This is a genomic window from Klebsiella michiganensis, from assembly GCA_000963575.1.
Taxonomy (GTDB): Bacteria; Pseudomonadota; Gammaproteobacteria; order Enterobacterales; family Enterobacteriaceae; genus Cedecea; species Cedecea michiganensis_A.
Genome location: CP011077.1, coordinates 5,009,583 through 5,035,265 on the forward strand (window position 1 = coordinate 5,009,583; position 25,683 = coordinate 5,035,265).

General features: G+C 55.4%; 23 protein-coding genes and 1 pseudogene. 11 read left to right on the forward strand and 13 right to left on the reverse strand.

Annotation, left to right across the window (positions count from 1 at the left end; genetic code table 11):
- Positions 1–24: 24 nt before the first annotated feature.
- Positions 25–1,308 (forward strand): MFS transporter, encoded by a 1,284-nt coding sequence (locus VW41_23235; GenBank protein AJZ91722.1) that lies wholly within the window; start codon positions 25–27, stop codon positions 1,306–1,308.
- A 56-nt stretch (positions 1,309–1,364) separates the two neighbouring features.
- Positions 1,365–2,339 (forward strand): bifunctional glyoxylate/hydroxypyruvate reductase B, encoded by a 975-nt coding sequence (locus tag VW41_23240; GenBank protein AJZ91723.1) that lies wholly within the window; start codon positions 1,365–1,367, stop codon positions 2,337–2,339.
- A 24-nt stretch (positions 2,340–2,363) separates the two neighbouring features.
- Here the strand turns inward: VW41_23240 and VW41_23245 are convergent, their stop codons facing one another.
- From VW41_23245 to VW41_23260, 4 genes and pseudogenes are all read right to left on the reverse strand, one after another.
- Positions 2,364–2,708 carry a hypothetical protein gene (locus VW41_23245; GenBank protein ID AJZ91724.1) on the reverse strand — a complete coding sequence of 115 codons (345 nt, stop codon included), beginning with the start codon at positions 2,706–2,708 and terminating at the stop codon, positions 2,364–2,366.
- Between the two features lie 15 nt (positions 2,709–2,723).
- A pseudogene (locus tag VW41_23250) lies at positions 2,724–2,947 on the reverse strand (hypothetical protein).
- Between the two features lie 190 nt (positions 2,948–3,137).
- Entirely contained in the window at positions 3,138–3,848 is a 711-nt protein-coding gene (locus VW41_23255; GenBank protein ID AJZ92072.1) for a hypothetical protein, read from the reverse strand.
- Positions 3,849–4,142: 294 nt separating this feature from the next.
- The gene (locus tag VW41_23260; GenBank protein AJZ91725.1) at positions 4,143–4,958 is read right to left on the reverse strand and encodes a structural protein MipA; all 816 of its coding nucleotides are present in this window, start codon (positions 4,956–4,958) and stop codon (positions 4,143–4,145) included.
- 521 nt (positions 4,959–5,479) lie between these two features.
- Here VW41_23260 and VW41_23265 point away from each other — a divergent pair.
- Positions 5,480–5,767: a transcriptional regulator gene (locus tag VW41_23265; GenBank protein AJZ91726.1), complete on the forward strand. Its 288-nt coding sequence runs from the start codon at positions 5,480–5,482 to the stop codon at positions 5,765–5,767.
- A gap of 112 nt (positions 5,768–5,879) precedes the next feature.
- On the opposite strand, the gene VW41_23270 is transcribed toward VW41_23265, so the two are convergent.
- A complete protein-coding gene (locus tag VW41_23270; protein AJZ91727.1) occupies positions 5,880–6,272 on the reverse strand; it encodes a hypothetical protein in 393 nt (130 codons plus the stop codon).
- Positions 6,273–6,364: 92 nt separating this feature from the next.
- On the opposite strand from VW41_23270, the gene VW41_23275 reads away from it, so the two are divergent.
- Positions 6,365–7,111 carry a transcriptional regulator gene (locus VW41_23275; GenBank protein ID AJZ92073.1) on the forward strand — a complete coding sequence of 249 codons (747 nt, stop codon included), beginning with the start codon at positions 6,365–6,367 and terminating at the stop codon, positions 7,109–7,111.
- 91 nt (positions 7,112–7,202) lie between these two features.
- On the opposite strand, the gene VW41_23280 is transcribed toward VW41_23275, so the two are convergent.
- The 4 genes from VW41_23280 to VW41_23295 all read right to left on the reverse strand — a co-directional run bounded on the left by VW41_23280 (position 7,203) and on the right by VW41_23295 (position 12,608).
- Entirely contained in the window at positions 7,203–8,864 is a 1,662-nt protein-coding gene (locus VW41_23280; GenBank protein ID AJZ91728.1) for a chemotaxis protein, read from the reverse strand.
- A 303-nt stretch (positions 8,865–9,167) separates the two neighbouring features.
- Positions 9,168–11,237 (reverse strand): hypothetical protein, encoded by a 2,070-nt coding sequence (locus tag VW41_23285; GenBank protein AJZ91729.1) that lies wholly within the window; start codon positions 11,235–11,237, stop codon positions 9,168–9,170.
- Positions 11,238–11,246: 9 nt separating this feature from the next.
- On the reverse strand, positions 11,247–12,158 hold the full coding sequence (locus VW41_23290; protein ID AJZ91730.1) for a glycyl-tRNA synthetase: 912 nt from the start codon (positions 12,156–12,158) through the stop codon (positions 11,247–11,249).
- 108 nt (positions 12,159–12,266) lie between these two features.
- Positions 12,267–12,608, reverse strand: a complete 342-nt coding sequence (locus VW41_23295; protein AJZ91731.1) for a lipoprotein — start codon at positions 12,606–12,608, stop codon at positions 12,267–12,269.
- 145 nt (positions 12,609–12,753) lie between these two features.
- Here VW41_23295 and VW41_23300 point away from each other — a divergent pair, with 145 nt between their 5' ends.
- Positions 12,754–13,749 carry an acetyltransferase gene (locus VW41_23300; protein AJZ91732.1) on the forward strand — a complete coding sequence of 332 codons (996 nt, stop codon included), beginning with the start codon at positions 12,754–12,756 and terminating at the stop codon, positions 13,747–13,749.
- On the opposite strand, the gene VW41_23305 is transcribed toward VW41_23300, so the two are convergent.
- Positions 13,746–14,669, reverse strand: a complete 924-nt coding sequence (locus VW41_23305) for an AraC family transcriptional regulator (GenBank protein AJZ91733.1) — start codon at positions 14,667–14,669, stop codon at positions 13,746–13,748. The two genes, VW41_23300 and VW41_23305, sit on opposite strands and share 4 nt — an antisense overlap.
- A complete protein-coding gene (locus VW41_23310; GenBank protein AJZ91734.1) occupies positions 14,666–15,208 on the reverse strand; it encodes a hydrolase in 543 nt (180 codons plus the stop codon). The genes VW41_23305 and VW41_23310 overlap by 4 nt, the downstream gene beginning before the upstream one ends.
- Before the next feature lie 267 nt (positions 15,209–15,475).
- On the opposite strand from VW41_23310, the gene VW41_23315 reads away from it, so the two are divergent.
- Together VW41_23315 and VW41_23320 are read left to right on the forward strand one after the other, a co-directional pair.
- A complete protein-coding gene (locus VW41_23315) occupies positions 15,476–16,063 on the forward strand; it encodes a hypothetical protein (GenBank protein AJZ91735.1) in 588 nt (195 codons plus the stop codon).
- 23 nt (positions 16,064–16,086) lie between these two features.
- Positions 16,087–17,214 carry an NADH oxidase gene (locus VW41_23320; protein AJZ91736.1) on the forward strand — a complete coding sequence of 376 codons (1,128 nt, stop codon included), beginning with the start codon at positions 16,087–16,089 and terminating at the stop codon, positions 17,212–17,214.
- Positions 17,215–17,224: 10 nt separating this feature from the next.
- On the opposite strand, the gene VW41_23325 is transcribed toward VW41_23320, so the two are convergent.
- Together VW41_23325 and VW41_23330 are read right to left on the reverse strand one after the other, a co-directional pair.
- Entirely contained in the window at positions 17,225–18,679 is a 1,455-nt protein-coding gene (locus VW41_23325; GenBank protein ID AJZ91737.1) for a xylulose kinase, read from the reverse strand.
- A gap of 45 nt (positions 18,680–18,724) precedes the next feature.
- A complete protein-coding gene (locus tag VW41_23330; GenBank protein ID AJZ91738.1) occupies positions 18,725–20,047 on the reverse strand; it encodes a xylose isomerase in 1,323 nt (440 codons plus the stop codon).
- Between the two features lie 369 nt (positions 20,048–20,416).
- Between VW41_23330 and xylF the strand changes: the two genes are divergently transcribed.
- From xylF to VW41_23350, 4 genes are all read left to right on the forward strand, one after another.
- Complete coding sequence (gene xylF, locus VW41_23335; protein ID AJZ91739.1) at positions 20,417–21,409, forward strand: D-xylose transporter subunit XylF; 993 nt, start codon at positions 20,417–20,419, stop codon at positions 21,407–21,409.
- Positions 21,410–21,459: 50 nt separating this feature from the next.
- Positions 21,460–23,001 (forward strand): xylose transporter, encoded by a 1,542-nt coding sequence (locus VW41_23340; protein ID AJZ91740.1) that lies wholly within the window; start codon positions 21,460–21,462, stop codon positions 22,999–23,001.
- Positions 22,979–24,160, forward strand: a complete 1,182-nt coding sequence (locus VW41_23345) for a sugar ABC transporter permease (GenBank protein ID AJZ91741.1) — start codon at positions 22,979–22,981, stop codon at positions 24,158–24,160. Before VW41_23340 ends, VW41_23345 begins: the two co-directional genes overlap by 23 nt.
- 110 nt (positions 24,161–24,270) lie before the next feature.
- Complete coding sequence (locus tag VW41_23350; protein AJZ91742.1) at positions 24,271–25,449, forward strand: XylR family transcriptional regulator; 1,179 nt, start codon at positions 24,271–24,273, stop codon at positions 25,447–25,449.
- Positions 25,450–25,683: the final 234 nt, after the last annotated feature.

Consider the following 25,683-nt stretch of genomic DNA (forward strand, 5'->3'; position numbering starts at 1 on the left):
TAACCTCAAGATAGAGGCACTCTCATGAAAAACCAGACAATCGCGCCAAAGCGCTGGTGGTACATCATGCCTATCGTGTTTATCACGTATAGCCTGGCTTACCTCGACCGCGCCAATTTCAGCTTCGCCTCCGCCGCAGGCATCAACGACGACCTCGGCATCACCAAAGGCATTTCATCGCTGCTGGGTGCGCTGTTCTTCCTCGGCTACTTCTTCTTCCAGATCCCCGGGGCGATGTACGCCGAGCGCCGCAGCGTGCGCAAACTTATCTTTGTCTGCCTGATTTTATGGGGCGGCTGCGCCTCGCTGACGGGCGTGGTGAGCAACATTCCAATGCTGGCCGCCATCCGCTTTGTCCTCGGCGTGGTTGAGGCGGCGGTGATGCCAGCGATGCTGATTTATATCAGCAACTGGTTTACCAAATCCGAACGCTCCCGCGCCAATACCTTCCTGATCCTCGGCAACCCGGTCACCGTGCTCTGGATGTCGGTCGTTTCCGGCTACCTGATTCAGGCTTTCGGCTGGCGTGAGATGTTTATCATCGAAGGGATCCCGGCGGTGATTTGGGCGTTTGCCTGGTGGATGCTGGTAAAAGATAAACCTGCCCAGGTGGGCTGGCTGTCCGACAGTGAAAAATCCGCACTGCAGGCGCAGTTGCAGAAAGAGCAGGAAGGCATCAAAGCCGTGCGTAACTACAGTGAAGCCTTCCGGTCACGTAACGTGGTTATTCTGTGCATGCAGTATTTTGCCTGGAGCATCGGCGTGTACGGTTTCGTGCTGTGGCTGCCATCCATTATCCGCAGTGCGGGTACGGCAGGCATGGGAATGGTGGAAGTCGGCTGGCTCTCTTCCGTGCCTTATCTGGCGGCAACTATTGCGATGATAGCCGTCTCCTGGGCATCGGACAAAATGCAAAACCGGAAGCTGTTTGTCTGGCCGCTGCTATTAATTGGGGCGCTGGCGTTCCTCGGCTCCTGGCTGGTCGGCGCCAATCATTTCTGGGTGTCTTACACGCTGCTGGTGATTGCTGGCGCCGCCATGTACGCCCCTTATGGCCCGTTCTTCGCCATTATCCCGGAGATGCTGCCGAAGAACGTTGCCGGTGGCGCGATGGCCTTAATCAACAGCATGGGCGCGCTGGGTTCCTTCGTCGGCTCCTGGTTTGTGGGCTACCTGAACGGGGCCACCGGCAGCCCGGCGGCGTCCTATGTCTTTATGGGGCTGGCGCTGCTCGCCTCGGTATGGCTTACTCTGATTGTTAAGCCTGCTAACCATCAACAAATTCCGTCCGGCGCACATCACGCCTGACCCCGCGCCGGGCGCCCCGCCGCCCGGTTCGCGTTTAACCGAAAACGGAGAATCTCATGAAGCCGTCCGTCATCCTCTACAAGGCGCTGCCTGACAACCTGCTGTCCCGGCTTGAAAGCCACTTTACCGTCACCCAACTGGACGATATCAGCCCGGAAACCGTGCAAGCGAACGCAGAACTTTTCGCCAACGCGGAAGGTATCCTGGGCTCCGGCGGCAAAGTCGACGGCGCGTTTCTGGCCAGGACACCAAAGCTGCGCGCGGCTTCTACCGTCTCTGTCGGCTACGATAACTTCAATGTGGACGCCCTGAACGAGCACGGCGTAGTGCTGATGCACACCCCGACGGTGCTGACCGAAACCGTCGCCGACACCGCCATGGCTCTGATCCTCTCCAGCGCGCGCCGCGTGGTAGAAGTCGCCGAACGCGTGAAAGTCGGCGAATGGCAAAGCAGCATCGGTGCTGACTGGTTTGGCATCGACGTGCATCATAAAACGCTCGGTATTCTGGGGATGGGGCGTATTGGCCTGGCGCTGGCGCAGCGCGCGCATTTCGGCTTCAGCATGCCAATTCTGTACAACGCCCGCCGCCATCATAAAGAGGCGGAAGAGCGTTTTAACGCCCGCTACTGCGACCTGGATACCCTGCTGGCAGAGTCTGATTTCGTTTGTATTCTGCTGCCGTTGAGCGAAGAAACTCGCCACCTGATTGGCGCAGAGCAAATTGCGAAGATGAAGTCCTCCGCCATTCTGATCAACGTCGGGCGCGGCCCGGTGGTTGACGAAAAAGCGCTGATTCAGGCGCTCGAAGAGGGCAAAATTCACGCCGCCGGGCTGGATGTCTTCGAACAGGAGCCGCTGCCGCTGGACTCCCCGCTGCTCGGCATGCCAAACGTGGTAGCTCTGCCGCATATAGGCTCTGCCACCCATGAAACCCGCTACGGCATGGCGGAATGTGCGGTGGAAAACCTGATTACCGCGCTGACCGGAAAGGTGGAAGTGAACTGCGTGAACCCGCAGGTGCTGAAATAGTTTTTTCGGCGGGCCAGAGAAACGCTAGCCCGTCGAATAAATCACGTTATGCCGGTATAAGGCGGACTCAAAATCCTCCTTCATACTGGCATAAAGCAGCATGACTACCCGGCGCGGATCGCCGTCGTCATAAAAGCAGCGGTATTCATTATCTGTACCCGGCCATTCTCGGATACGTATTCCTTTATCGGCCAAAATACCGTTAAACCAATCGCGGGCAGGATCGAGAGAAATGGCCGAAACTGAACGTAGCAACAGGTCATCAATCAGCTTTGCTGCTTCGTTATTACCCATAACCTGCGCTTTAAAAAACGCGATATCCTGGAGGCTGGTTGCCGCCGTTTCAGCAAGAGTTATGGATCGACTCATCCTTGATGCCCCCTCTTATTTCCTGGATTGACGCAGTTTTGCCAGCGCCTCATCAGGAGATGAAAGTAGCATCGCTGGCGGCTTCCAGCTTTGCCTTCATGATGAGTTTCAGTAACGCATTATTCTGACGCTCCCTCATCTTCTCTGCTTCTTCAAGCTGGCGCTCTGCGGCCGTCTGAACATATAAACTCTGCCACACCGTTTTTGGTGATCCAGGCTCCCCCTGCAAAGACCCCGGGGGGCTAAAACTTTCACGCGCCGTTTTTGCGGCATTGTTTTAGGCATCGTTTCGCTCCAGTAACGCAGATGCCGTCTGTTTTATGAACAATGAAAGACGGGGTCAAATTTAGACTAAATTTGTCACCATTCGCTGCCCATAAAAAAAGCGGAGTCGCCGTTAAGCGCTCCGCTTTTTTTTGCTCACACAGCTTACTGCGTTGCGGTCTGCGCTGCGCTCCAGGCCTGAGCAAACGCCTGATGCTGAGCGGACAACGGGCCAATCAGCGAGTTGTACTGACTTGCCTGCTGGGAAGTAGGGAACTGAATCCCGCCGTTAGCAAAGCCAACTTGCGTCCCCTGCTGGGCGATAAAATCACCCACCTGAACCAGCTGCTGGGTCAGGGTCTGCGCGGCTGGGATCAGCGGCGCCATGGCGTTAGCCGGCCCGGTTACCACTTTCTGGTAAACCTGATAGTAAACGGTTTTCAGATCGTCAGGCTGCTTCAGTGCCGCAAGCGCACCGTCGGCCTGCATTTTGGCATTCTGAACCTGCTGACCCAAAACATTCAGCGAACCGTTAGCCTGACGCAACGCGTCGCGCTGGGTCATGTAATCCTGCGGAGAGCGGATGCTGTTCACGCTATCCACGACCGGCTTCATACCTTCGTCCATTGCCTGGCTAACCTGCTGGGAGAAGCCGTAAAGAATGGCGTAGTCAGAGACCAGCGGGCCAAACTGTTTTTTCTGATCTGACGTCAGCGTCGGCAGGCGGTCGCCGCTACGCATGGCCGTGTTTTGCAGAAAATCGATGAACGCCTTACGCTGGTCGCCTTCTTTATCGAAGCAACCACTCAGGCTCACCACCATTAATAACGCCGCCAGCGGCGCAAACCAGCGAGACCAGGACTTACCTGTCGCCATCATTTCTACTCCTGTCACCAATGCACTACCTGGCAAATTGCCACCCAATAACGATGCTAAGAATAGTCCAACAGCCCTTCGCAAGATACCCTTTCGCAACAATCTCTTTCCGCGGCGAACGGGGTTTTACCTTGACTGCCCTCAGCGACGGCCAGGCGCTGGTTGAACAAGATCAAAGGCCATACATTTAGTAATGGGACAATAATAAAAGCCAAAAAAGAAAGCGACCGGTAATCTGGCCGCTCGATACATCTGGGTATGCAGAATGAAACGCAACCTCGTCTAAAACAAATATCAGAAACTGTAGCTGGCACTAACGAAACTCAGTCCGGCCACTTTCTTTTCAACAATCGGGCTTTTGGCTGCATCGCCCACTAATGCTGTGACACCCACTCCCGCCTGCAGCGCTATATTTTGGGTCCATTCATAATTAAGCGCCGCAGCAAACGTGACATCTTTAAAACCGCTGCCCGGCCGCCAGGTAGAAAAAGCCGTGCGCTGCGCCTGTGCAGGGGTCACACCAAAATAGCCGCGTTGATAGCCGCTGTTTGCCCATGTTGTATAGAGATTGGTTTGCAGAGAAAGCCGATCGTTAAGGGGCGTAAGGGTATCAACCCCCAGTTCGGCCAGCAGCGTACGGCCCAAATCCTCTCCGCCATAGTGCCTTTTCTTCGTTGCCTGTAGGGCTCTAACATAGGTACGGAAAGGGTCAAGCTGGTAACTCAGCTCCACGCCCACCTGTAACGCGCCACCTAAATCCCCCATGCCCATCAGCGTTTTGTCCCGCCCATTGAGCGTGTCAATCACCTCATCACGGCCTGGATCGTAGTCCAGCAAGAGCTCCACACCAAACGGCCCATCCAGAGGCAAGGCCCAGCTCAGGCCGTCATCCCACAAAGCTACGCGGCCCCAATTTGCGTGGCTATAGCCCAAACCAATATCGACAATCGCGGCTGGCCGATATTTTTTAGCCCCCTCATAAGCCGGCGCATACGCGACGCCGCCGCCCAAAGTAAAAAACACTTCACCGTCTTGTGCATGGGAAACAACAGGCAGTAAAAGGAGTAATACCGATGTCGAGATGGCCAGAGGTTTTTTCAAAATAATCATCCTTTATTTAATATTGGTTAATTAAATCCATTGATTTCCAGATACAAAAACAAAAGCTCTTTATTTATTTTTTTAAATAATAATTCCGAACAACAATGACAGTGAAACCCATCATTAATAAACGGAGACAAAACAAAAACCACAATTAATTCGTTAGATATCTAATAAATAACATCCAATCTAATTTATTCAGGATATTTATCGGATAATCGGCGAGTTATTTCTTAATATAAGTTAATAATACAGCCCAGAAAAATTTCATCTCCACCCAGTGCCGCCGCGGGCTGCAGCCCTGTCGCAATGCCAGAGAGCGCATAACTATTTACACTTTTATACTAACCCCGCCTGGTTGCAGGCTTTTCAGTCGCTTAATGACGATAAACATTCAGCTGAAACGCATAAGCCTGCTTTTACGGCACGTTTAGCCACTAACGTGATCCCACGCACGCTTTAAATCCAGCTACAGTTAATAGGCTTCTTTGCGTTCACGTTCTCGCTGTGTGATTTATGAGGAGTTCTCAATGGAATATAAAGATCCAATGATTGAGCTGCTTAGCAGTCTTGAGCAGATTGTTTTTAAAGATAATCAGGTCGTTAGCCTGAGTCAGAAACCCAGCGCCTTCTCGGAGTTTGAGCAGCTACGTAAAAGTACCGGACTAAAAATCGATGATTTTGCTCAGGCGATGGGGGTTAGCGTAACGATGGTGCAGGAATGGGAGTCCAGAAGACTTAAGCCCTCCATCACCGAACTGAAATTAATGCGTCTGATTCAGGCCAACCCAGGCCTTAGTAAACAGTTAATCAGTTAGAAAATCGCTGTGCCGAAAGAAAACAACCCCGCCGTGATGCGGGGTTTGTCATTAATAAGCCACCTTCGTAGCCTCCGCCCCTGGCAACATCCGCCATGGGCGATGAGAAAAATTAGCACCTGCTGCCAAAATCACTGTCCTCGCTCCCCCCACGAATCATCCGGGTTAGCTCTTCACAGCGATGAATTTTTCCAGCCAGTAAGGTAAATCGGGCGAACACTTCAAATTCACTCCATTCACCCTGATTTTTCTCGACTTTTACATAGTGCTGCGTAAATACCGTGTCTCCTTCAGCAACGGCTGCTTTGACCAACAGGTGCATTTTTTGGGTCTGCGCTTTTAGCGCGCTCATATGATTAATGAAGTCATCATAGCTCAGTAATTTGCCATCAACGATTTGCCGGTAATCCGGAGCAAAGTACCGTGCAATTTTGTTTTCATCATGCTCGGGGCAACAAATAATTTCCTGTAATGCGTCAATGACGCTTTGGCTTTGCGATTTCATAGAAAACTCCTTTTGCTGGAGCCTCCAGTCTACGAAGCATTAATAAATCGCTATTATCCGTATCAGGACAACTTATGCGGTTAACCAGCCATATGGTAAAAACACAAAAAATTGATTATTTGCGCCACCACTCAACGCCCTGGCACAAACATACCTCGGGGCAACTGTATTGGCTTGAGCAGGGCGTGATGGTGATTGAAACGCTGCAGGCGCAGTGGCACGTTACCGCGGGAACGTTGGGATGGTTTCCCTCTGGAATAGAGCACCGGGCCTGGTTCCCTGGCAGCGTAAAAGGAAGCAGTCTTTATCTCTCTCCAGCCTCCTGCGCCTTATTCCCATCTGTGCCAGGGATTTATGGGGCGGACCATTTTGTGTTTGCGCTTCTGGCACGCCTGGAACTGAATGCTAACCAATCTCTGCCATCAGATTATTTATGTAGCCTTCTCACACTCCTGGGCCATGAAATAAAGCAGCTCCCACAATGGCCTCTGGAGCTCACTCTGCCCTCCGACCGCCGGGCGCGTAACGTTGCAGAGGAATTATTGAGACACCCCGCCACCCGGCTCGGTCAGGCACAGCTGGCTCAACAATGGGGGCTGAGCGTCAGAAATCTTAGCCGTTTGTTCACTCAGCAAACCGGCCTGAGCTTCAGTCAGTGGCGACAACAGGCGAAAATAGTGTCTTCACTTCAGTGGATCACTGCGGGTTTGCCCATCAGTGAAGTCGCCGAGCGAAGCGGCTACAGCAATATCAGCGCTTACATCGAGGCGTTTCGGTTGAGATTTGGCAAGACGCCCGGCCAATTTAAGGTGTCATCCTGCCAGCCATCAGCAGGATGAATAATGCATATTCGCGGTGGCGGAATCCGTAGGCATATGCTTTCGGACACCGCCCCCAGACTGGCTTAGTTCAGGGCTGGCAATCAAAAAATCAGAACGTTTCCCAGTTAGCATCAGAGGCTGAGGCCGCCTGCGGTTTTAATATGGCTGGCTGTGGGCGGAGTTTTTCCTGCGCCGGCTCCACACGGCGACCGCCGGATTGCTGGAGCTGGAACACCGCCACCGCCAGGCGCAGCTCGCTCGCCTGGTCTTCAAGCGCCGCAGCGGCAGAAGCGGACTCTTCCACCAGCGAGGCGTTCTGCTGGGTCACGCTGTCCATCTCGGATACCGCCTGCGCCACCTGCTCAATGCCTTTGCTTTGCTCTTCAGAGGCCGACGCAATTTCGCCCATGATGTCAGTCACACGGGTGACCGCCGAAACGATCTCCTTCATGGTGGCCCCCGCTTCACGAACCTGGCTGGAGCCGGTATCAATGCGCGACACAGAGTTTTCAATCAGCACTTTGATCTCTTTCGCAGCCTGTGCGCTGCGGCTGGCCAGGGTTCTGACTTCTCCCGCAACCACGGCAAATCCGCGCCCTTGCTCACCCGCCCGGGCGGCTTCTACCGCGGCGTTAAGCGCCAGAATGTTGGTCTGGAAGGCAATGCTGTCGATAACGCTGGTGATATCCACGATTTTGCCCGAGCTTTCGGCGATTTCGTTCATGGTGCTGACCACGCTATCCACCACGCGACCGCCTTTCTGCGCGGTTTCGGAGGCGTTTTTCGCCAGACCGGTTGCCTGTCGCGCATTATCGGTGTTCTGCTTCACGGTCGCGGTCAACTGCTCCATACTGGCCGCCGTCTCTTCCAGCGCCGCCGCCTGCTGCTCGGTGCGGGAAGAAAGATCGCTGCTGCCGGCGGAAATTTCGCTGGCCCCGGTGTAAATGGAATCCGCATTGTCGCGCACCACGCTCACGGTCTTCGCCAGCGACTGCTGCATAGTTTTAAGCCCGGCAGACAGGCGGCTCATTTCGCTGCGCCCTTCGGCGTCGATCGCGCGGGTTAAATCCCCCTCGGAGATAGCCTGGATATGCCCCATCACATTTTTCAGCGGTCCCAGCAGCACGCGCTGCAGGCCCAGCCAGATAACCACCAGCGCCGCGATGACAATCAGTAAAATGGTGCCCAGCGTCCAGAGCATACCGGTGTAGCTGCTTTGGTTCTCCGCGCTGGCGGCCTTCAACAGCCGGGTGTTCTGCGCCAGCCACTGACCGTAAACGGCTTTGAAATCGTCCTGAGCCTGCTGGGCATCCAGGTTGCCGTAAGCCTGGTAGTTATCGGCCTTCAGGAACTGAATGGACTGGGCCATGACGTCATGCATTTGCTTGAAGCTGGCCGCCGCTTTGTCGTCGAGGGCTTTATCCTGGCCCGGCACATCGTCGGAGTCCATGTAGCTGGAAAACTGCTTTTGCGCGTCGGCCAGCAGCACACCGGCATTCGCCAACAGCTTGTTCATCGCCTCCAGCGAGGCTGGGTCACGCTGATTTTTCAGAACGCGAATCGCCACGCGGTTGATGGTGACGCGAGTTTCAACCAGCGTCTGGAAGCTGCCGCCAAGCTGCTGCTGCTGGTAGTTCAGCAGGCCGGTATTCTGGAAGTTCAGGCGATCGCTGCTGACGGAGGAGTAGTACAGCGCCCCGGTCACTAGCAAGAGCACGCTGAAGATCCCCAGCGTGGTGATAATTCCGGTGATAACTTTGATATTTTTCATAGCGCCCAACGTTCCTGAGGTAATGGCCGATATGAGATATATCGGTCCGGCGCAGATTTCCCTTACCGCCCCTGGCGCGACTTTTTGTTAATCCATTGATATTTGAAAGTAAAAAAATTAATAAAAATTCGAAGGGGATTTTATGAGAAGGGCGATCAAAATGACGAGAAGAACTGCACGGAATGGGTTTTAGAATAAGCCTGGAAAATCAATTCATTGATTTTCAACTGATAATCACAAAGAGGGAAAAACCACGTTTTCCCTCTTTGTCGGCAAATTAACCCGCCGAAGCGGGCTGAAGGATTACTGCAGCAGAGAGATGTCCGCCACCTGCAGGAACAGCTCGCGCAGCTTGGTCAGCAACGTCAGGCGGTTAATACGCAGCTCTTTATCTTCTGCGTTTACCATCACCTTCTCGAAGAACTCATCCACCGGCTCGCGCAGATTGGCCAGCTCTTCCAGGGCTTCCTGGTAACGGCCTTCGGCGAAGTACGGCTGCAGTTTATCGCGCAGCACGACGACGTTGGTCGCCAGACGAATTTCTTCAGCTTCTTTCAGCACTGTCGCATGCACGGTGTCGTTCAGCACTTCGTCAGACTTGGCAAGAATGTTGGAAACACGCTTGTTAGCCGCCGCCAGAGACGCCGCCGCTTCCAGAGTACGGAAGTGGGAAACCGCCTTCATGCGAGCATCGAAGTCAGCCGGTTTGGTAGGACGACGCGCCAGTACTGCCTGGATGGTGTCAACCGCGTGGCCTTCTTCCTGATACCAGGTGCGGAAGCGACCCAGCATAAAGTCGATAACCTCATCCACCACATTGGTGTTGGTCAGCTTGCTGCCGTAGAGGCGAACCGCTTCTTCGGTCAGGGTCTGCAGATCCAGCGGCAGGTTTTTCTCGACGATAATACGCAGCACGCCCAGCGCAGCGCGGCGCAGTGCGAACGGGTCTTTATCGCCTTTCGGATGCTGGCCGATGCCGAAGATACCCGCGAGGGTGTCCATCTTGTCGGCAATCGCCACCGCACAGGCCACCAGGTTAGACGGCAGGGCATCGCCCGCAAAGCGTGGCTGGTACTGCTCGTTCAGCGCAACCGCCACGTCTTCCGCTTCGCCGTCGTGGCGCGCGTAGTGCATGCCCATCACGCCCTGGGTGTCGGTAAACTCGAACACCATGTTGGTCATCAGGTCGCACTTGGACAGCAGGCCTGCACGGGTCGCGTGGTTCACGTCGGCACCAATCTGGCCGGCAATCCAGCCGGAAAGGGCTTCGATACGGTTGGTTTTGTCGCGCAGGGTGCCCAGCTCTTTCTGGAACAGCACGGTTTCCAGACGCGGCAGGTTGTCTTCCAGACGCTTTTTACGGTCGGTGTTGAAGAAGAACTCGGCATCTGCCAGGCGCGGGCGAACCACTTTCTCGTTACCGGAGATGATCTGCCCCGGATCTTTGGACTCGATGTTCGCCACGAAGATGAAGTTCGGCAGCAGTTTGCCGCTGTTGTCGTAAACCGGGAAGTACTTCTGGTCACCCTTCATGGTGTAAACCAGCGCTTCGGCAGGCACGGCCAGGAATTTCTCTTCGAATTTCGCGGTCAGCACCACCGGCCATTCCACCAGCGAGGTGACTTCTTCCAGCAGGCTTTCGCTCAGGTCAGCCTGACCGCCGATTTTACGGGCAGCTTCTTCGGCATCACGTTTGATGACGGCTTTACGCGCCTCGTAATCAGCAATGACCTTCCCGCGTTCCAGCAGGATCTGCGGGTACTGGTCGGCATTGTCGATGGTGAACTCCGGCTCGCCCATAAAGCGATGGCCGCGAATTACGCGGGCGGACTGAATGCCAAGAATGGTGGCAGGAATCAGTTCGTCACCCAGCAGCAGCGTCACGGTATGAATCGGACGTACGAACTGAATGTCGGACGCGCCCCAGCGCATCAGCTTAGGAATAGGCAGTTTCGCCAGAGAAGTGGCTACCATGTTCGGCAGCAGAGCCTGCACGCTTTCGCCCTTCACATGGGCGCGGTACATCAGCCACTCGCCTTTATCGGTAGCCAGACGCTCGGCCTGGTCTACGGTGATCCCGCAGCCACGAGCCCAGCCCTCGGCGGCTTTGCTTGGTTTACCTTCGGCATCGAATGCCGCAGACACCGCAGGGCCGCGTTTTTCGACTTCGCGATCCGGCTGAGAAGCCGCCAGATTAGCGATTTTCAGCGCCAGGCGACGCGGGGCAGCAAACCATTTTACCTCGCCGTGGGCGATGTTGGCCGCATCCAGCTCGGCGGTAACGTTGGCAGCGAAGGATTCAGCCAGGCTGCGCAGGGCTTTTGGTGGCAGCTCTTCAGTGCCGATCTCCACCAGAAAAGTTTTTTCAGACATGGCGGCCTCTTAGTTGTTCTTATTGCACATCGGGAAGCCAAGCGCTTCACGAGAAGCGTAGTAGGCTTCGGCCACGGCTTTGGTCAGGGTGCGAATGCGCAGAATGTAGCGCTGGCGCTCGGTCACGGAAATGGCCTTGCGCGCATCCAGCAGGTTAAAGCTGTGAGCGGCTTTCAGAATACGTTCGTAGGCCGGCAGCGGCAGCGGAGTTTCCAGCGCCAGCAGCTGCTGCGCTTCTTTCTCATACTGCTCGAAGCAGGTGAACAGGAAGTCCACGTCGGCGTATTCGAAGTTATAGGTGGACTGCTCCACTTCGTTCTGGTGGAACACATCGCCGTAGGTAGTTTTACCCAGCGGGCCGTCGCTCCACACGAGGTCGTAAACGCTGTCTACGCCCTGAATGTACATTGCCAGACGCTCTAAACCGTAGGTGATTTCGCCGGTCACCGGCTTACACTCCAGGCCGCCGACCTGCTGGAAGTAAGTGAACTGCGTCACTTCCATGCCGTTGAGCCAGACTTCCCAGCCCAGGCCCCATGCGCCAAGCGTTGGGTTTTCCCAGTTATCTTCCACGAAACGAATGTCATGGATCTCCGGATCCATACCCAGCTCTTTCAGCGACCCGAGGTACAGCTCCTGAATGTTGTCCGGAGAAGGTTTAATCACCACCTGGAACTGGTAGTAGTGCTGTAAACGGTTCGGGTTTTCGCCGTAGCGGCCATCGGTAGGACGGCGGGACGGCTGCACATAAGCGGTGGCCATTGGCTCCGGCCCCAGGGCACGCAGACAGGTCATCGGGTGAGAGGTGCCTGCGCCCACTTCCATGTCCAAAGGTTGAACAATGGTGCAGCCCTGGCGAGCCCAGTAGTCCTGTAAAGTCAGGATCAGGCCTTGAAAGGTCTTGGTATCAAACTTTTGCATGTTGAATTCGCACGCGTTCGGTGGATTTAAGAGAAGCGGCCAGTATATACGCAAACGCGGTCGAGTTGTATCAACACGGCAACGGAACGGCCGTGAGGGAGAAAGGCGTCAGGTTGTTGCGCGTTGGTTGAAGTTTTCGCGGCTGGAAAGGTGTGAAAATTGACCACTTTCATCAAACGAGCAGGTAAAGCCTTCTTTACGGGCGGTACTGCCCATCATTTCGTAGCTGGCCTGGTACTGCTTAAAGTCTGACAGGTTAATGCGCTGCGGCTGGGTATTGTACCGATAAGCGGCCTGATTTTTACAGGCAAGCTCCATCGCCGCGGTGTGAACAACCGGACGTAGCTTCTGCGCGGCCTGGCCTTCCTGCGGCGTAGAACTGCAGGCGCTGAGCATTAACGCCAAAAAAGCGGTTAAGAGGAGCCTATTTTTTCTTTCTGCCATCATCATTCGCTACCAGTACGTTAAACTCGGTTTCTTATATCAACTCCTCGTGCTGCAGGCATTTTGCGAAGCCGCCGCGGGGATAGCAAGGTGCGCCGGGCAAACTCAGACATTTCCGGACACAGGTAAGCAAGCGGCTTCAGGGGAACGAATGCAGCAAAAAATAAACTGGATAGACAACCTTCGGGGCATCGCCTGCCTGATGGTAGTCATGATCCACACCACGACCTGGTACATCACGAATCCACACGCCGTCACCGCATTTAGCTGGGATTTATCAAACGTTCTGAACTCGGCTTCACGCGTTAGCGTCCCGCTTTTTTTCATGATTTCCGGGTATCTGTTTTTTGGCGAGCGCAGCGCACAACAGCGCCACTTTTTGCGGATAGCCAGCTGCCTGCTGTTTTATAGCGCAATTGCGCTGCTGTATATCTGGCTGTTTACCCCTATCAGCACCGGCCTTGCGCTGCGCTACATTCTGGTCAAGCCGGTGTTCTATCACCTGTGGTTTTTCTTCGCGATTATGGTGATTTACCTGCTTTCTCCGCTAATACAGGTGAAGAAGGTCAGCGCTGTGACAATCCTTGGGCTGATGGTGCTGCTCGGCGTGGTGGCAAACCCCAACACGGTGCCGCAGACGTTGGGCAACATGCGCTGGCTGCCCGTTAACCTCTACATTAACGGCGATACCTTCTACTACGTGCTTTACGGGCTGTTAGGGCGGGCGATTGGTATGTTCGATACTCAAAGAAAAGGCGTCAGCGGCCTGGCGGGTGGCCTGTTCGTGATTTGCGTTATCTCCATTGCCCTGGGCACTCACCGGCAGCTAGGCATCAACCAGAATTTCGCCGAAACCTTCTACGTCTACTGCGGCCCGCTGGTGTTTATCGCGGCTATCAGCCTGCTGGTCGTCGCGAAGAACTGCCTGAACCAGCGTCCGCTGCCCGGCCTGACGTTTATCTCACGCTACTCGCTGGGGATTTATGGTTTTCATGCGCTGATTATCCATTACCTGCGCACCCATAATATCGAGCTGACCCGCTGGCCGGTGCTGGATATTCTGTGGATTTTCGGCGCGACGCTGGCGGGCAGCCTGCTACTGGCCGTTGGCGTTGGAAAGCTCGACCGCAAAAAACTGGTTAGCTAAGCGTCACGGCTCCGGCCTCTGGCTCGATGAAACTGGCGCGGAGAAGAAAATCCTGCGGCGCTGGCCGCCTGCTCCATGCGCTGACCCTGCTGCAGCCGCTGTTCCGCCACCGCCAGTCGGAGCTGCTCGAGGTAGTCGCGCACGGAAATGCCCAGGTGATGCTGAAACAGGCGGGATAAATGCCGGGGGCTGACGTGAACCCGGTTAGCAATTTCCGGGATAGGCCAGGCCACCTCAGGCGCAGACGAGAGCAGATCCTGCGCGCGGTGCACCGCCGGGTGAATATGGTTCCGGTAGCGAAGCCAGGGCGAAAGCTGCGGGTCATCGCCCGAGCGGCGGAACCAGACCACCATCTCTCGGGCAACTTCCAGCGCCATCCGTGGGCCGCAGTAGCGGTTAATCAAATGCAAAGCGAGATCGATACCCGACGTAATCCCTGCGCTGGTCCAGATACCCCGATCTTCCACAAAAATGCGGTTATCCTTGACCTGTGCGCCCGGTGCCGCGGCTTTCAGTCGCTCAAGCACGTCATGATGGGTGGTGCACTGAATGCCGTGCATCAGCCCCGCCCTGGCTGCCAGCAACGCCCCGGAACAAACGCACATCAGATTAAGCTGCTGGCTGTGGATTTGCGGCTGCAGGCGGGTTAACCAGCGTCGGACCTCTTCCGCCTGCGGCGTGGCAAAAAATCGGTTTGAATCGCATACGCCGGGCAGCACCAGCAGGCTCCCGGGGGGAAGGTTTTCGGGTAACGGTTGAATGCCGCTGAAAGTCAGGCCGATGGAGGTTTCAACCTCAGGGTCCGGCCCTATGTAGTGCAGATCAAATGCGTTCCTCGCCAGCACCAGCGTTTCCGCCGGGCCGCTCAGATCGAGGGACAAAACCCCCGGCAGCACCACAAACCAGACCCCTATACTCATTCCAGCGACTCCAGGCATTCGGCTACGGTTTGAATTTCGGCGAACCTCCCCGCCAGCACGGTTTCTGTACGGTGGCGCAGGGTGGCGGAGTCCAGCGTAACGCCTTTCCAGCTCATCGGGAAGGTCAGCATTGCCTCACTAACAAAAGAAACCCGGTAACCCAGGTCGGAGGCCACTCGGGCAGTGGTTTCGCAACATTGCTCGGTGCGGATCCCACAGATAATCAGATGATTAATGTCCCGCGAGCGGAGCCAGCGATCCAGCCCGGTATCGGTAAACGCGTTGTGGACGTGCTTCTGGAAACTGGCCTCTGGCTGATGGCGTAAAAATGGCATCGGCGTAACAAACCCGGAGGCCAGCGAAAAGACATCGTCTTCATCCACATGGAAGATATCGACTACCGGCACCCCTTTCCGCTGGCAGCCCGCAATAAGCTCCAGCATCGCCTCCTGGAACGCCGGGACATCATCCTGCTGCCAGTAGCTTCGATGAAAGAAAGACTGTTGGGTATCGATGTTGATCAGGGCTGAACATGACATATTCGGACTCCTTGTTAATGGGGTTAAAACCATTCTGACAGGGGATTCCGCACGCGCTAATACCAAAAACGGACAGATTGCTGCTGGTTTAAGACAGTGTTTCTCTCGCGGCGGGTCGGGATTACACAGACACCGACCACGGTTTCATGCCGGCATGAAAAGTGGCTCTTTTTCTTTTTGTGGGGTGGATGCAGAAATCACTCGCCTAATTATGAAACGGATCGTATCGTAATTAATATCTCCGGTTGAATAAAGGAATGAAGCCCCATGCACAACGAGGTAACCGCCAGCCCCGGGCGCAAACGCAGCGAAGCTTCACGTCAGGCCATCCTTGAGGCGACCTGGGAACAACTCAATGCCCTGGGCTTTCAGGGCATGTCTATTGAAGGTGTTGCCGCTCGAGCTGGCGTAGGAAAGGCGACCATTTACCGCTGGTGGGCCAGCAAAGGTGTTTTAGCCGTGGAAGCCTTTTTGACCGCCATCAGCCCCACGCTCGCATTTCCTGAAACTGCCTCTGCCCGCCGTGATATCGAGCGGCAAATTGATAGCCTGGTGCACGTTTACCGCGGTCGCGCTGGTGCGCTTTTTGGTGAAATGATTGGCGCCAGCCAGGCCGACGCAGAGATGCGTACCGCATTTTACATTGGCTACCTGAAGCCCAGGCGTGAAGCCGCCAAGGCCGCTTTCCAGCGAGGTATTGAACTGGGCCAGTTTCGTTCAGGGCTGGATCTTGAAGCGCTGGTTGACGCGCTTTATGGCCCCATTATTTACCGAATGTTGACCGGGATCTTTCCGCTGGATGCCGCTTTTGTTGAACACACCCGCCGCGTCGTTTTTGACGGCATAACGCCTTAATTCAGCAATTCAGGACATTCCCCATGACTGACGCTTTCGAAGGCCTGGTAATCCGCTCAAGCCTGATGCCGGACGGTACGCTAACGCTGCAAGCAAAATCAGAGATAGTGCCACCACCGGCCAATGACGAAATTGTGATTCGGGTTGAAGCCGCCCCTATAAATCCCGCCGACTGCCTGATGATGTTCCCCGGCCTGAAACCAGGCGCGCTGGAGGCGATAACGGGTGATGGACACCCTGAGGTTCAGGGTGTCATTCCACCGGATGTACTAAAGAGGATGTCTGGACGTATCGGCCAGGCGCTTGCTGTCGGGAACGAAGGCGCAGGAACCGTCGTCGCGGCGGGTCGTGACGCACAGCAGTACCTGGGGCGGGTGGTGGCTTTGCGTGACGGCATGTATGCCCAATATCGGCTGGCAAAGGCCGCAGATTGCTTTTTGCTGCCGGCAGGCGTCACCGCCGTGGAAGGTGCGGCAGCGTCGATCAACCCGATGACGGCGCTGGGTATGGTTGAAACCATGAGACGGGAAGGGCACACCGCGCTGGTACATACCGCCGCGGCTTCAAATCTCGGACAAATGCTTCTCCGGCTATGCCAGCAGGAAGGTATTGAGCTGGTTAATATTGTTCGCCGCCAGGCGCAGGTCGATATTCTGTCCGGCATGGGCGCTCGCCATATCATCGACAGTTCGCGCCCGGACTTTGAGCTACGCCTGACCCAGGCGCTGGAGGAAACAGGGGCGACACTCGCTTTTGACGCCATCGGCGGAGGCACCATGGCCAGCACGCTACTGGCATGTATGGAACAGGCCCAGCGGCGCTCACTTCCGTTCAGCCGATACGGTTCACCCGTGCATAAACAGGTTTATATCTATGGCGCACTGGATCCTTCGCCTCGTCTTCTGCAGGGTGATTATGGCGCGGCATGGGGCGTTGGCGGTTGGCTGATGACCCACTTTCTCACTAAAGCCGGGGCAAGCGTCACGCAGCGGCTCCGTGAAAAGGTTGCCGCAGAGCTGACAACCACCTTTGCCAGTACTTATGCGGCGAAGATATCTCTGAGCGAAGCGCTGGATCCGGTCATCATCACGGCCTATTCCTCCGGCGCGACCGGCACTAAATATTTGCTGGAGCCCCACGCACTCAGGTAAATGGCGACGCTCAGGACATCAGCGGCAGCAGTTGCTGATAAATCTGGTTAAATACCTGGCGGCGACCGGCATAGCGCTGGTGGCGAGCAAAATCAGGCTGATGTCTTTGTTCCAGCGGCAGCTGAGGCAGCAGAGCCTGTAAAGGCTGCCCTGGGGAAAGCGCGATTTGCGCCAGGCGCGCCGCCCCCAGCGCGGGCCCTACCTCGCCGCCGGTGCGGTAATCCAGCACCTGCCCGCTGATATCCGCCAGCATTTGGCGCCAGTACGGGCTACGTGCGCCGCCGCCAATCAGCGTGATGCTGCCCGGCGTAATGCCACACTCGTGCACAACATCCATGCCATCCGCCAGCGCATAGCCCACACCTTCCAGCACCGCGCGGGCAAGCTCGGCGGGGCCGTGTTGATGGGTCAGACCAAAAAAGGTGCCTTTAGCCTGCGGGTTATTGTGCGGAGTACGCTCCCCAGAAAGATAAGGCAGGAACCAAACCACGCCGGCGTCCAGATTTGCCTGTTCCGCCGCCGCCAGCAGAGCCGGCACGCTGCCCAGGCCGGTGAGTTTAGCCGCCCAGTCAAGACAGGAGGCCGCACTGAGCATGACCGACATCAAGTGCCAGCGGTTAGGTAACGCATGGCAAAAACTGTGCACTGCGCTTTCCGGCTTGCTGCGGAAGCCGTCGCTGACGGCGAAATAAACCCCGGATGTGCCGAGCGAAAGCATTGCCTGCCCGGCATCGACCATGCCGACACCGATAGCCCCGGCGGCATTGTCGCCCCCGCCGGCCACAACGGGCACCGCAGGCATTTTCCAGGCCTCAGCGACGGCTCGGGTTAGTGCCCCTGTGATTTCGCTGCCCTCGAACAATTCAGGCATATGCCGTCGGGAAAGGCGGCAGGCGTCGAGCATCGTCTCGCTCCAGTCGCGCTTAGCCACATCCAGCCACATCGTGCCTGCCGCATCGGACATATCGCTGGCGAATTCGCCGGTCATTCTCAGGCGCAGATAGTCCTTCGGCAGCAAAACTTTATTGATCTGCGCAAAAATCTCCGGCTCATGACGCTCGACCCACAGCAGCTTAGGCGCGGTAAAACCGGGCATCATCAGGTTGCCGGTTATCTCCCTCGCCTCTTCCACGTTGCTCTCCAGCAGCGCACATTCTTCGCCGCTACGGCCATCGTTCCAAAGGATAGCCGGGCGGAGTACGCGCTGTTTGCTGTCCAGCAGCGTTGCACCATGCATCTGACCAGCAAGCCCAATCGCCTTTACACCGCTAAGTGAGTGCTCCGTGCCCAGCGCGCGCATCGCACGATCGGTAGCCTGCCACCAGTGTTCGGGATCTTGCTCAGACCAAAGGGAATGAGGTCGGGAGACGGCCAGGGGCTCACTGCGTGTTGCCATCACCTCACCTGCTTCGCTAAGCAGGATCACTTTCACGCCCGAAGTGCCAAGATCGATGCCGATATACATGGTAGCTCCTTAATATCGCGCCGCTTTTCAGCGGCGCAGGCAAGTTTAGTTATCGAACAAATAATGGTTAATCAGGTTTTCCAGCAGCTCCTGATGCCCGCTTTGATGCTGGGGGGACAGCTTGTGCTGCTCAGCGTACTGCGCAAGCTGTGTGAGCGATATCTGCCCTTTAAGAATTTGCTGGCCCAGCTCACTATTCCACCCGGCGTAGCGTTTGGCGACACGTTTATCGAGCTCACCGTCTTCTACCATGCGGGCAGCCACTTTCAGCGCCAGCGCCATCGTATCCATTGCGCCGATATGACCATAGAACAGGTCGTATTTGTCGGTGCTCTGGCGGCGCACTTTGGCGTCGAAGTTCAGGCCACCGGTCGTGAACCCACCGGCTTTCAGGATCTCATACATCACCAGCGCGTTTTCCTCGACGCTGTTTGGGAACTGATCGGTATCCCAGCCCAGCTGCGGATCGCCCCGGTTAGCATCCACCGAGCCAAAAATACCCAATGCAATCGCGCTGGCGATTTCGTGGTGGAATGAGTGCCCGGCAAGCGTCGCGTGGTTAGCCTCGATATTGACCTTTATCTCTTTTTCGAGACCGAACTGCTTCAGGAAACCGTAGACCGTTGCCACATCATAATCGTACTGATGTTTGGTCGGTTCCTGCGGCTTCGGTTCGATAAGTAAAGTGCCACGGAAGCCGATTTTATGCTTGTGCTCCACGACCATTTGCATGAAGCGGCCAATTTGCTCACGCTCCTGCCGCAGGTCGGTATTCAGCAGGGTTTCATACCCTTCGCGCCCGCCCCACAGTACATAGTTTTCCCCGCCTAATTGATGCGTGGCGTTCATGGCTGTCACGACTTGCGTCGCCGCCCAGGTAAACACTTCAGGATCGGGATTCGTTGCTGCCCCGGCCCCATAGCGCGGGTGGGTAAAGCAGTTAGCCGTACCCCATAACAGCTTCACGCCGCTGTCCTGCTGTTTTTGCGCCAGCACTTCTGTCATCTGCGCAAAGTTGTTCAGGTATTTCTTAAGCGACGCCCCTTCCGGCGACACGTCAACATCATGAAAGCAGTAATAAGGCACGCCCAGTTTCTGGAAAAATTCAAACGCGACATCAGCCTTACGCTTCGCAAGCGCCATCTCATCTCCGGCCTGCTGCCACGGGCGTTCAAATGCCCCCACGCCGAACATATCCGCGCCCGTCCAGCAGAATGTGTGCCAGTAGCAGGCAGCGAAACGCAGATGCTCTTCCATGCGTTTCCCAAGGATTAATGCATCTGGATTGTAGTGGCGAAACGCCAGTGGGTTGGTGGTTTTAGGGCCTTCAAAACGCACGCGATCGAGTTGGTCGAAATAATCTTGCATAGTTAACTCCGTCATCAGAAAACTGCGGCAGGATAGCTGGTCAGCTCATCCTGAATTTTCCCTGACGGTTGCTCAATTATGTTATTTCACACTGGGGTTGAGAGAATACTCAAATGTGCGTCACCTCGCAAAAAACGAATAAAATAATAAATAAATATCGCACAACCTCTTCCATAAATTAGTGCAACGGATTAGCCATTCAATATAAAACCAGATCACCATCATAATTTTACGATTAAACAAAAAAACATAACGCGAAGATAAAAATCAGTAATTGATGCTTTTCCCCGAAGCGATAACAATTCAAACCGTCTGCTGATATGAATCATTCTTTACTCCGATAAGCCCTTTCCCTACAGGTAAAATAATATGAAGATAAAGAACCTCTTAGTCACGCTATGTGCCTCACTTATCCTTACCAGCGTAAGTGGCATCGCAAAAGAAGTGAAAATCGGTATGGCGATTGACGACCTGCGCCTCGAGCGCTGGCAAAAAGATCGCGATATTTTTGTGAAAAAAGCGGAATCGTTAGGCGCGAAAGTTTTTGTCCAGTCCGCCAATGGCAATGAAGAAACTCAGATGTCGCAAATTGAAAACATGATTAACCGCGGCGTTGATGTATTAGTGATTATCCCCTACAACGGCCAGGTATTAAGCAATGTAGTCGCAGAAGCTAAGCGCGAAGGCATTAAAGTGCTTGCCTATGATCGCATGATTAATAATGCCGACATTGATTTTTATATTTCTTTCGACAATGAAAAAGTCGGTGAATTACAAGCAAAAAGCATCGTAAGCAAAGTGCCTCAAGGGAACTATTTCTTAATGGGTGGCTCGCCGGTGGATAATAATGCGAAATTATTCCGTGCCGGGCAGATGAAAGTATTGAAGCCTTATATCGACGAAGGAAAAATTAAAGTCGTCGGCGATCAGTGGGTTGACGGCTGGCTGCCGGAAAACGCGCTGAAAATTATGGAAAACGCCCTGACGGCGAACAATAACAAGATTGATGCGGTCGTCGCGTCTAACGACGCCACGGCGGGCGGCGCAATCCAGGCGCTCAGCGCGCAAGGGCTGGCGGGGAAAGTCGCAATTTCGGGCCAGGATGCTGACCTTGCGGGCATTAAGCGCATTATTGCCGGCACCCAAACGATGACCGTCTATAAACCTATTACCAAACTGGCGGACACCGCCGCTGAAATTGCCGTCGAGCTGGGTGAAGGTAAACAGCCAGCCGCTGACGCCACATTAAATAATGGCCTCAAAGATGTCCCATCCCGTCTCTTAACGCCTATTGAGGTGGAAAAAACCAATATCGACAGCACCGTCATTGCCGACGGTTTCCACAAAAAGAGCGATCTATAGCCGCCGGGCCTGCGCATACGCGGGCCTTCTCTTTCACCAGGAGGAGCCTTATGCCTCATTTGTTGGAAATGAAAAACATCACCAAATCCTTTGGCCCGGTGAAGGCCGTGGATAACGTGAGCCTGGCTCTGGAAGCAGGAGAAGTGATGTCGCTGTGTGGTGAAAACGGCTCAGGTAAATCCACGCTGATGAAAGTGCTGTGCGGCATTTATCCCCACGGCAGCTATGAAGGCGAAATCTGGTTTGCCGGTGAACCACTTCAGGCAAACCATATTCGCGACACCGAACGTAAGGGTATCGCCATCATTCACCAGGAACTGGCGCTGGTGAAACATCTTACGGTACTGGAAAACATCTTCCTGGGCGTAGAGCTTACGCATCGCGGCCTGCTGGACTTCGATGCCATGACGTTGCGCTGCCAGAAGCTGCTGGCCCAGGTGAACCTGACGCTTTCCCCGGAAACACGCGTGGGGGAGCTGGGGCTGGGGCAGCAGCAGCTAGTGGAGATCGCGAAGGCGCTGAATAAGCAGGTTCGGTTGCTGATTCTGGATGAACCCACCGCTTCGCTTACCGAGCAGGAAACCGCCGTTCTGCTTGGGATAATTCGCGATCTGCAGGCGCACGGCATCGCCTGCATTTATATCTCCCACAAGCTCAATGAAGTGAAAGCCATTTCCGACACCATCTGTGTGATTCGCGACGGGCAGCCCATCGGCACTCGTGAGGCGAAGCAGATGAGTGAGGACGATATCATCACCATGATGGTTGGCCGGGAACTGACCGCGCTGTACCCCAGCGAACCGCACCAAACCGGTGATGAGATCCTACGCGTCGAACACCTGACCGCATGGCACCCGGTCAACCGGCACATCAAGCGGGTCAACGATGCCTCTTTTTCTCTGCGAAAAGGGGAAATTCTCGGCATTGCCGGGCTGGTCGGCGCCGGAAGAACCGAAGCGGTGCAGTGCCTGTTTGGCGTTTGGCCGGGGCGCTGGGAAGGCAAAATTTATATCGATGGTCAGCAGGTTAGTATCAATAACTGCCAGCAGGCCATCGCGCACGGCATCGCCATGGTGCCGGAAGACCGTAAGAAGGACGGCATCGTACCGGTCATGGCCGTGGGGCAAAACATCACGCTTGCCGCATTAAGTCAGTTTTCTGGCGTACTGAGCAGCCTGGATGAGGCGCAAGAGCAGCGCTGCATGCTGCAGTCGCTGACGCGCCTGAAAGTCAAAACGTCATCGCCCAACCTGGCGATTGGCCGCCTGAGCGGCGGGAACCAGCAAAAAGCGATTCTTGCCCGCTGCCTGTTGCTCAATCCGCGCATCCTGATACTCGATGAACCCACGCGAGGCATCGACATTGGTGCTAAATACGAGATCTACAAACTTATCAATCAACTAGTGCAACAGGGGATAGCCGTCATTGTCATCTCCTCTGAGCTACCGGAAGTGCTCGGCCTGAGCGATCGCGTGCTGGTGATGCATGAGGGCCGCATAAAAGCCGATTTGATTAACCATAATTTGACCCAGGAAAAGGTCATGGAAGCCGCCCTGAGGAGTGACCCCCATGTCGAAAAGCAATTTGTCTGAAATGAAAATGACGGCACCAGGCCGCGCCTCCGTTGGGGCATTAAAATCGCTGAATCTGCAGGTTTTTGTCATGATTGCCGCCATCCTGGTCATCATGTTGTTCTTCACCTGGCAGACGGACGGTGCCTACTTGAGCGCCCGCAACGTCTCCAACCTGCTCCGGCAAACGGCCATTACCGGCATCCTGGCCGTGGGCATGGTGTTCGTCATTATTTCGGCTGAAATCGACCTCTCGGTTGGCTCAATGATGGGCCTCCTGGGCGGCGTAGCGGCCATTTTTGACGTCTGGCTCGGCTGGCCTTTACCACTCACGATTGTCGTCACGCTGGCCCTGGGCCTTATTCTCGGGGCATGGAACGGATGGTGGGTTGCCTATCGCAAGGTGCCCTCGTTTATCGTCACGCTCGCGGGCATGCTGGCATTTCGCGGCATCCTGATCGGTATCACCAATGGCACCACCGTGTCGCCGACCAGCGCAGCCATGTCGCAAATCGGGCAAAGCTACCTGTCAGACGGCATTGGCTTTACCGTTGGCGTTATCGGGTTGATGGGCTTTATTGCCTGGCAATGGCGGCTTCGTATGCGTCGCCAGGCTCTCGGCCTTGCGACACCCGCGTCGGGTGGCGCTGTTGGCCGCCAGGCAATCACCGCGGCTACCGTGCTCGGTGCCATCTGGCTCCTGAACGATTATCGCGGCGTCCCCACGCCGGTGCTGATCCTTGCCCTGCTGCTGCTCGCCGGGATGTTTATGGCCACCCGAACTGCGTTTGGCCGCCGTATTTACGCCATCGGCGGCAATATCGATGCGGCACGCCTTTCGGGAATAAACGTCGAACGAACCAAGCTGGCCGTGTTTGCTATAAACGGCCTGATGGTGGCGATTGCCGGGCTGATTCTTAGCTCACGTCTCGGGGCGGGTTCTCCTTCCGCCGGGAATATCGCCGAACTGGATGCCATTGCCGCCTGCGTCATTGGTGGCACCAGCCTGGCAGGCGGCATAGGCAGCGTCGCCGGGGCGGTGATGGGGGCATTTATTATGGCTTCGCTCGACAACGGCATGAGCATGATGGACGTCCCTACTTTTTGGCAGTACATCGTGAAAGGCGCCATTTTACTGCTCGCGGTGTGGATGGATTCAGCGACCAAACGCCGGGCGTAGTGGGCCCGGCAGGCAAAACGTGCAAACGATCACAATGCCGGGGTGGCGTTCCCCGGCTCGCTCACGGCTGTGGTATTCAGACATCAGGTTAGCTACGGGAAACTATCGGCATGTTTGAGAAACGTCATCGTATCACGCTGTTATTCAACGCCAATAAAGTCTATGACCGCCAGGTGGTCGAAGGCGTGGGGGAATATTTGCAGGCATCTCAATCAGAGTGGGATATTTTTATCGAAGAGGACTTTCGCGCCCGCATCGATAACATCAAAGAATGGCTGGGCGACGGCGTGATTGCCGATTTTGACGATCGGGAGATTGAACGCCTGCTGGAGGGCGCCGAGGTTCCGATTGTGGGCGTCGGTGGCTCCTACCACACGCCGGAGCACTATCCCGCCGTTCATTACATCGCTACCGACAACCACGCGCTGGTAGAAAGTGCCTTCCTGCAATTGAAAGAAAAAGGCGTTCAGCGTTTTGCTTTTTATGGGCTTCCCGGCTCGAGCGGCAAACGCTGGGCCGCCGAGCGCGAGCACGCTTTTCGTCAGCTGGTTGCGAAGGAGAAGTACCGGGGCGTGGTTTATCAGGGCATCGAAACGGCACCTGAAAACTGGCAGCACGCCCAAAACCGCCTGGCTGACTGGGTACAAACGCTGCCGCCCCAGACCGGCATTATTGCGGTCACCGACGCCCGCGCCCGCCACCTGCTACAGGTCTGCGAGCATCTGCATATCCCCGTCCCGGAAAAGCTTTGTGTGATCGGCATCGATAACGAGGAGCTGACCCGCTATTTATCCCGGGTGGCGCTCTCGTCGGTGGCACAGGGCACACGCCAGATGGGGTATCAGGCGGCCAAACTGCTACACCGCCTGCTGGATAGCGAAATACTGCCGCTGCAGCGCGTACTTGTGCCGCCGGTCAGGGTTGTGGAACGCCGCTCCACGGATTACCGTTCGCTGCATGACCCGGCGGTGATCCAGGCGATGCATTACATCCGCAATCACGCCTGCAAGGGAATTAAAGTCGAGCAAGTACTGGATGCCGTGGGGATCTCGCGCTCAAATCTGGAGAAACGATTTAAAGAGGAGGTCGGCGAGACGATTCACGCGGTGATTCATGCGGAGAAGCTGGAGAAAGCGCGCAGCCTTCTTATTTCAACGTCTTTATCTATCAATGAAATATCGCAGATGTGTGGCTACCCGTCCTTGCAATATTTCTATTCGGTATTCAAAAAAGAATATGACGCCACGCCCAAAGAACACCGCGATAGATTTAGCGAAATTTTAGTTTAAAACCATACACCAGATAATTCGGGTGGCAGGACAAAAAGACTTTCAGGTCTTTTTGAGTCGCGTTTACGCTGACCCCGGAGAGTCGAGGCTTGCCGAGTAGCGCGGCAAGGCAGAGATAAATGCATCGGGACAGATTTGAACGCTGCTCGCGGCGGCCCTTTAGGGCGAGGCTCATGGCTGAGCCGAATAACGGACGCAGCTAACGCGCTGGCGGCCTGAAGTATGACGAGTATA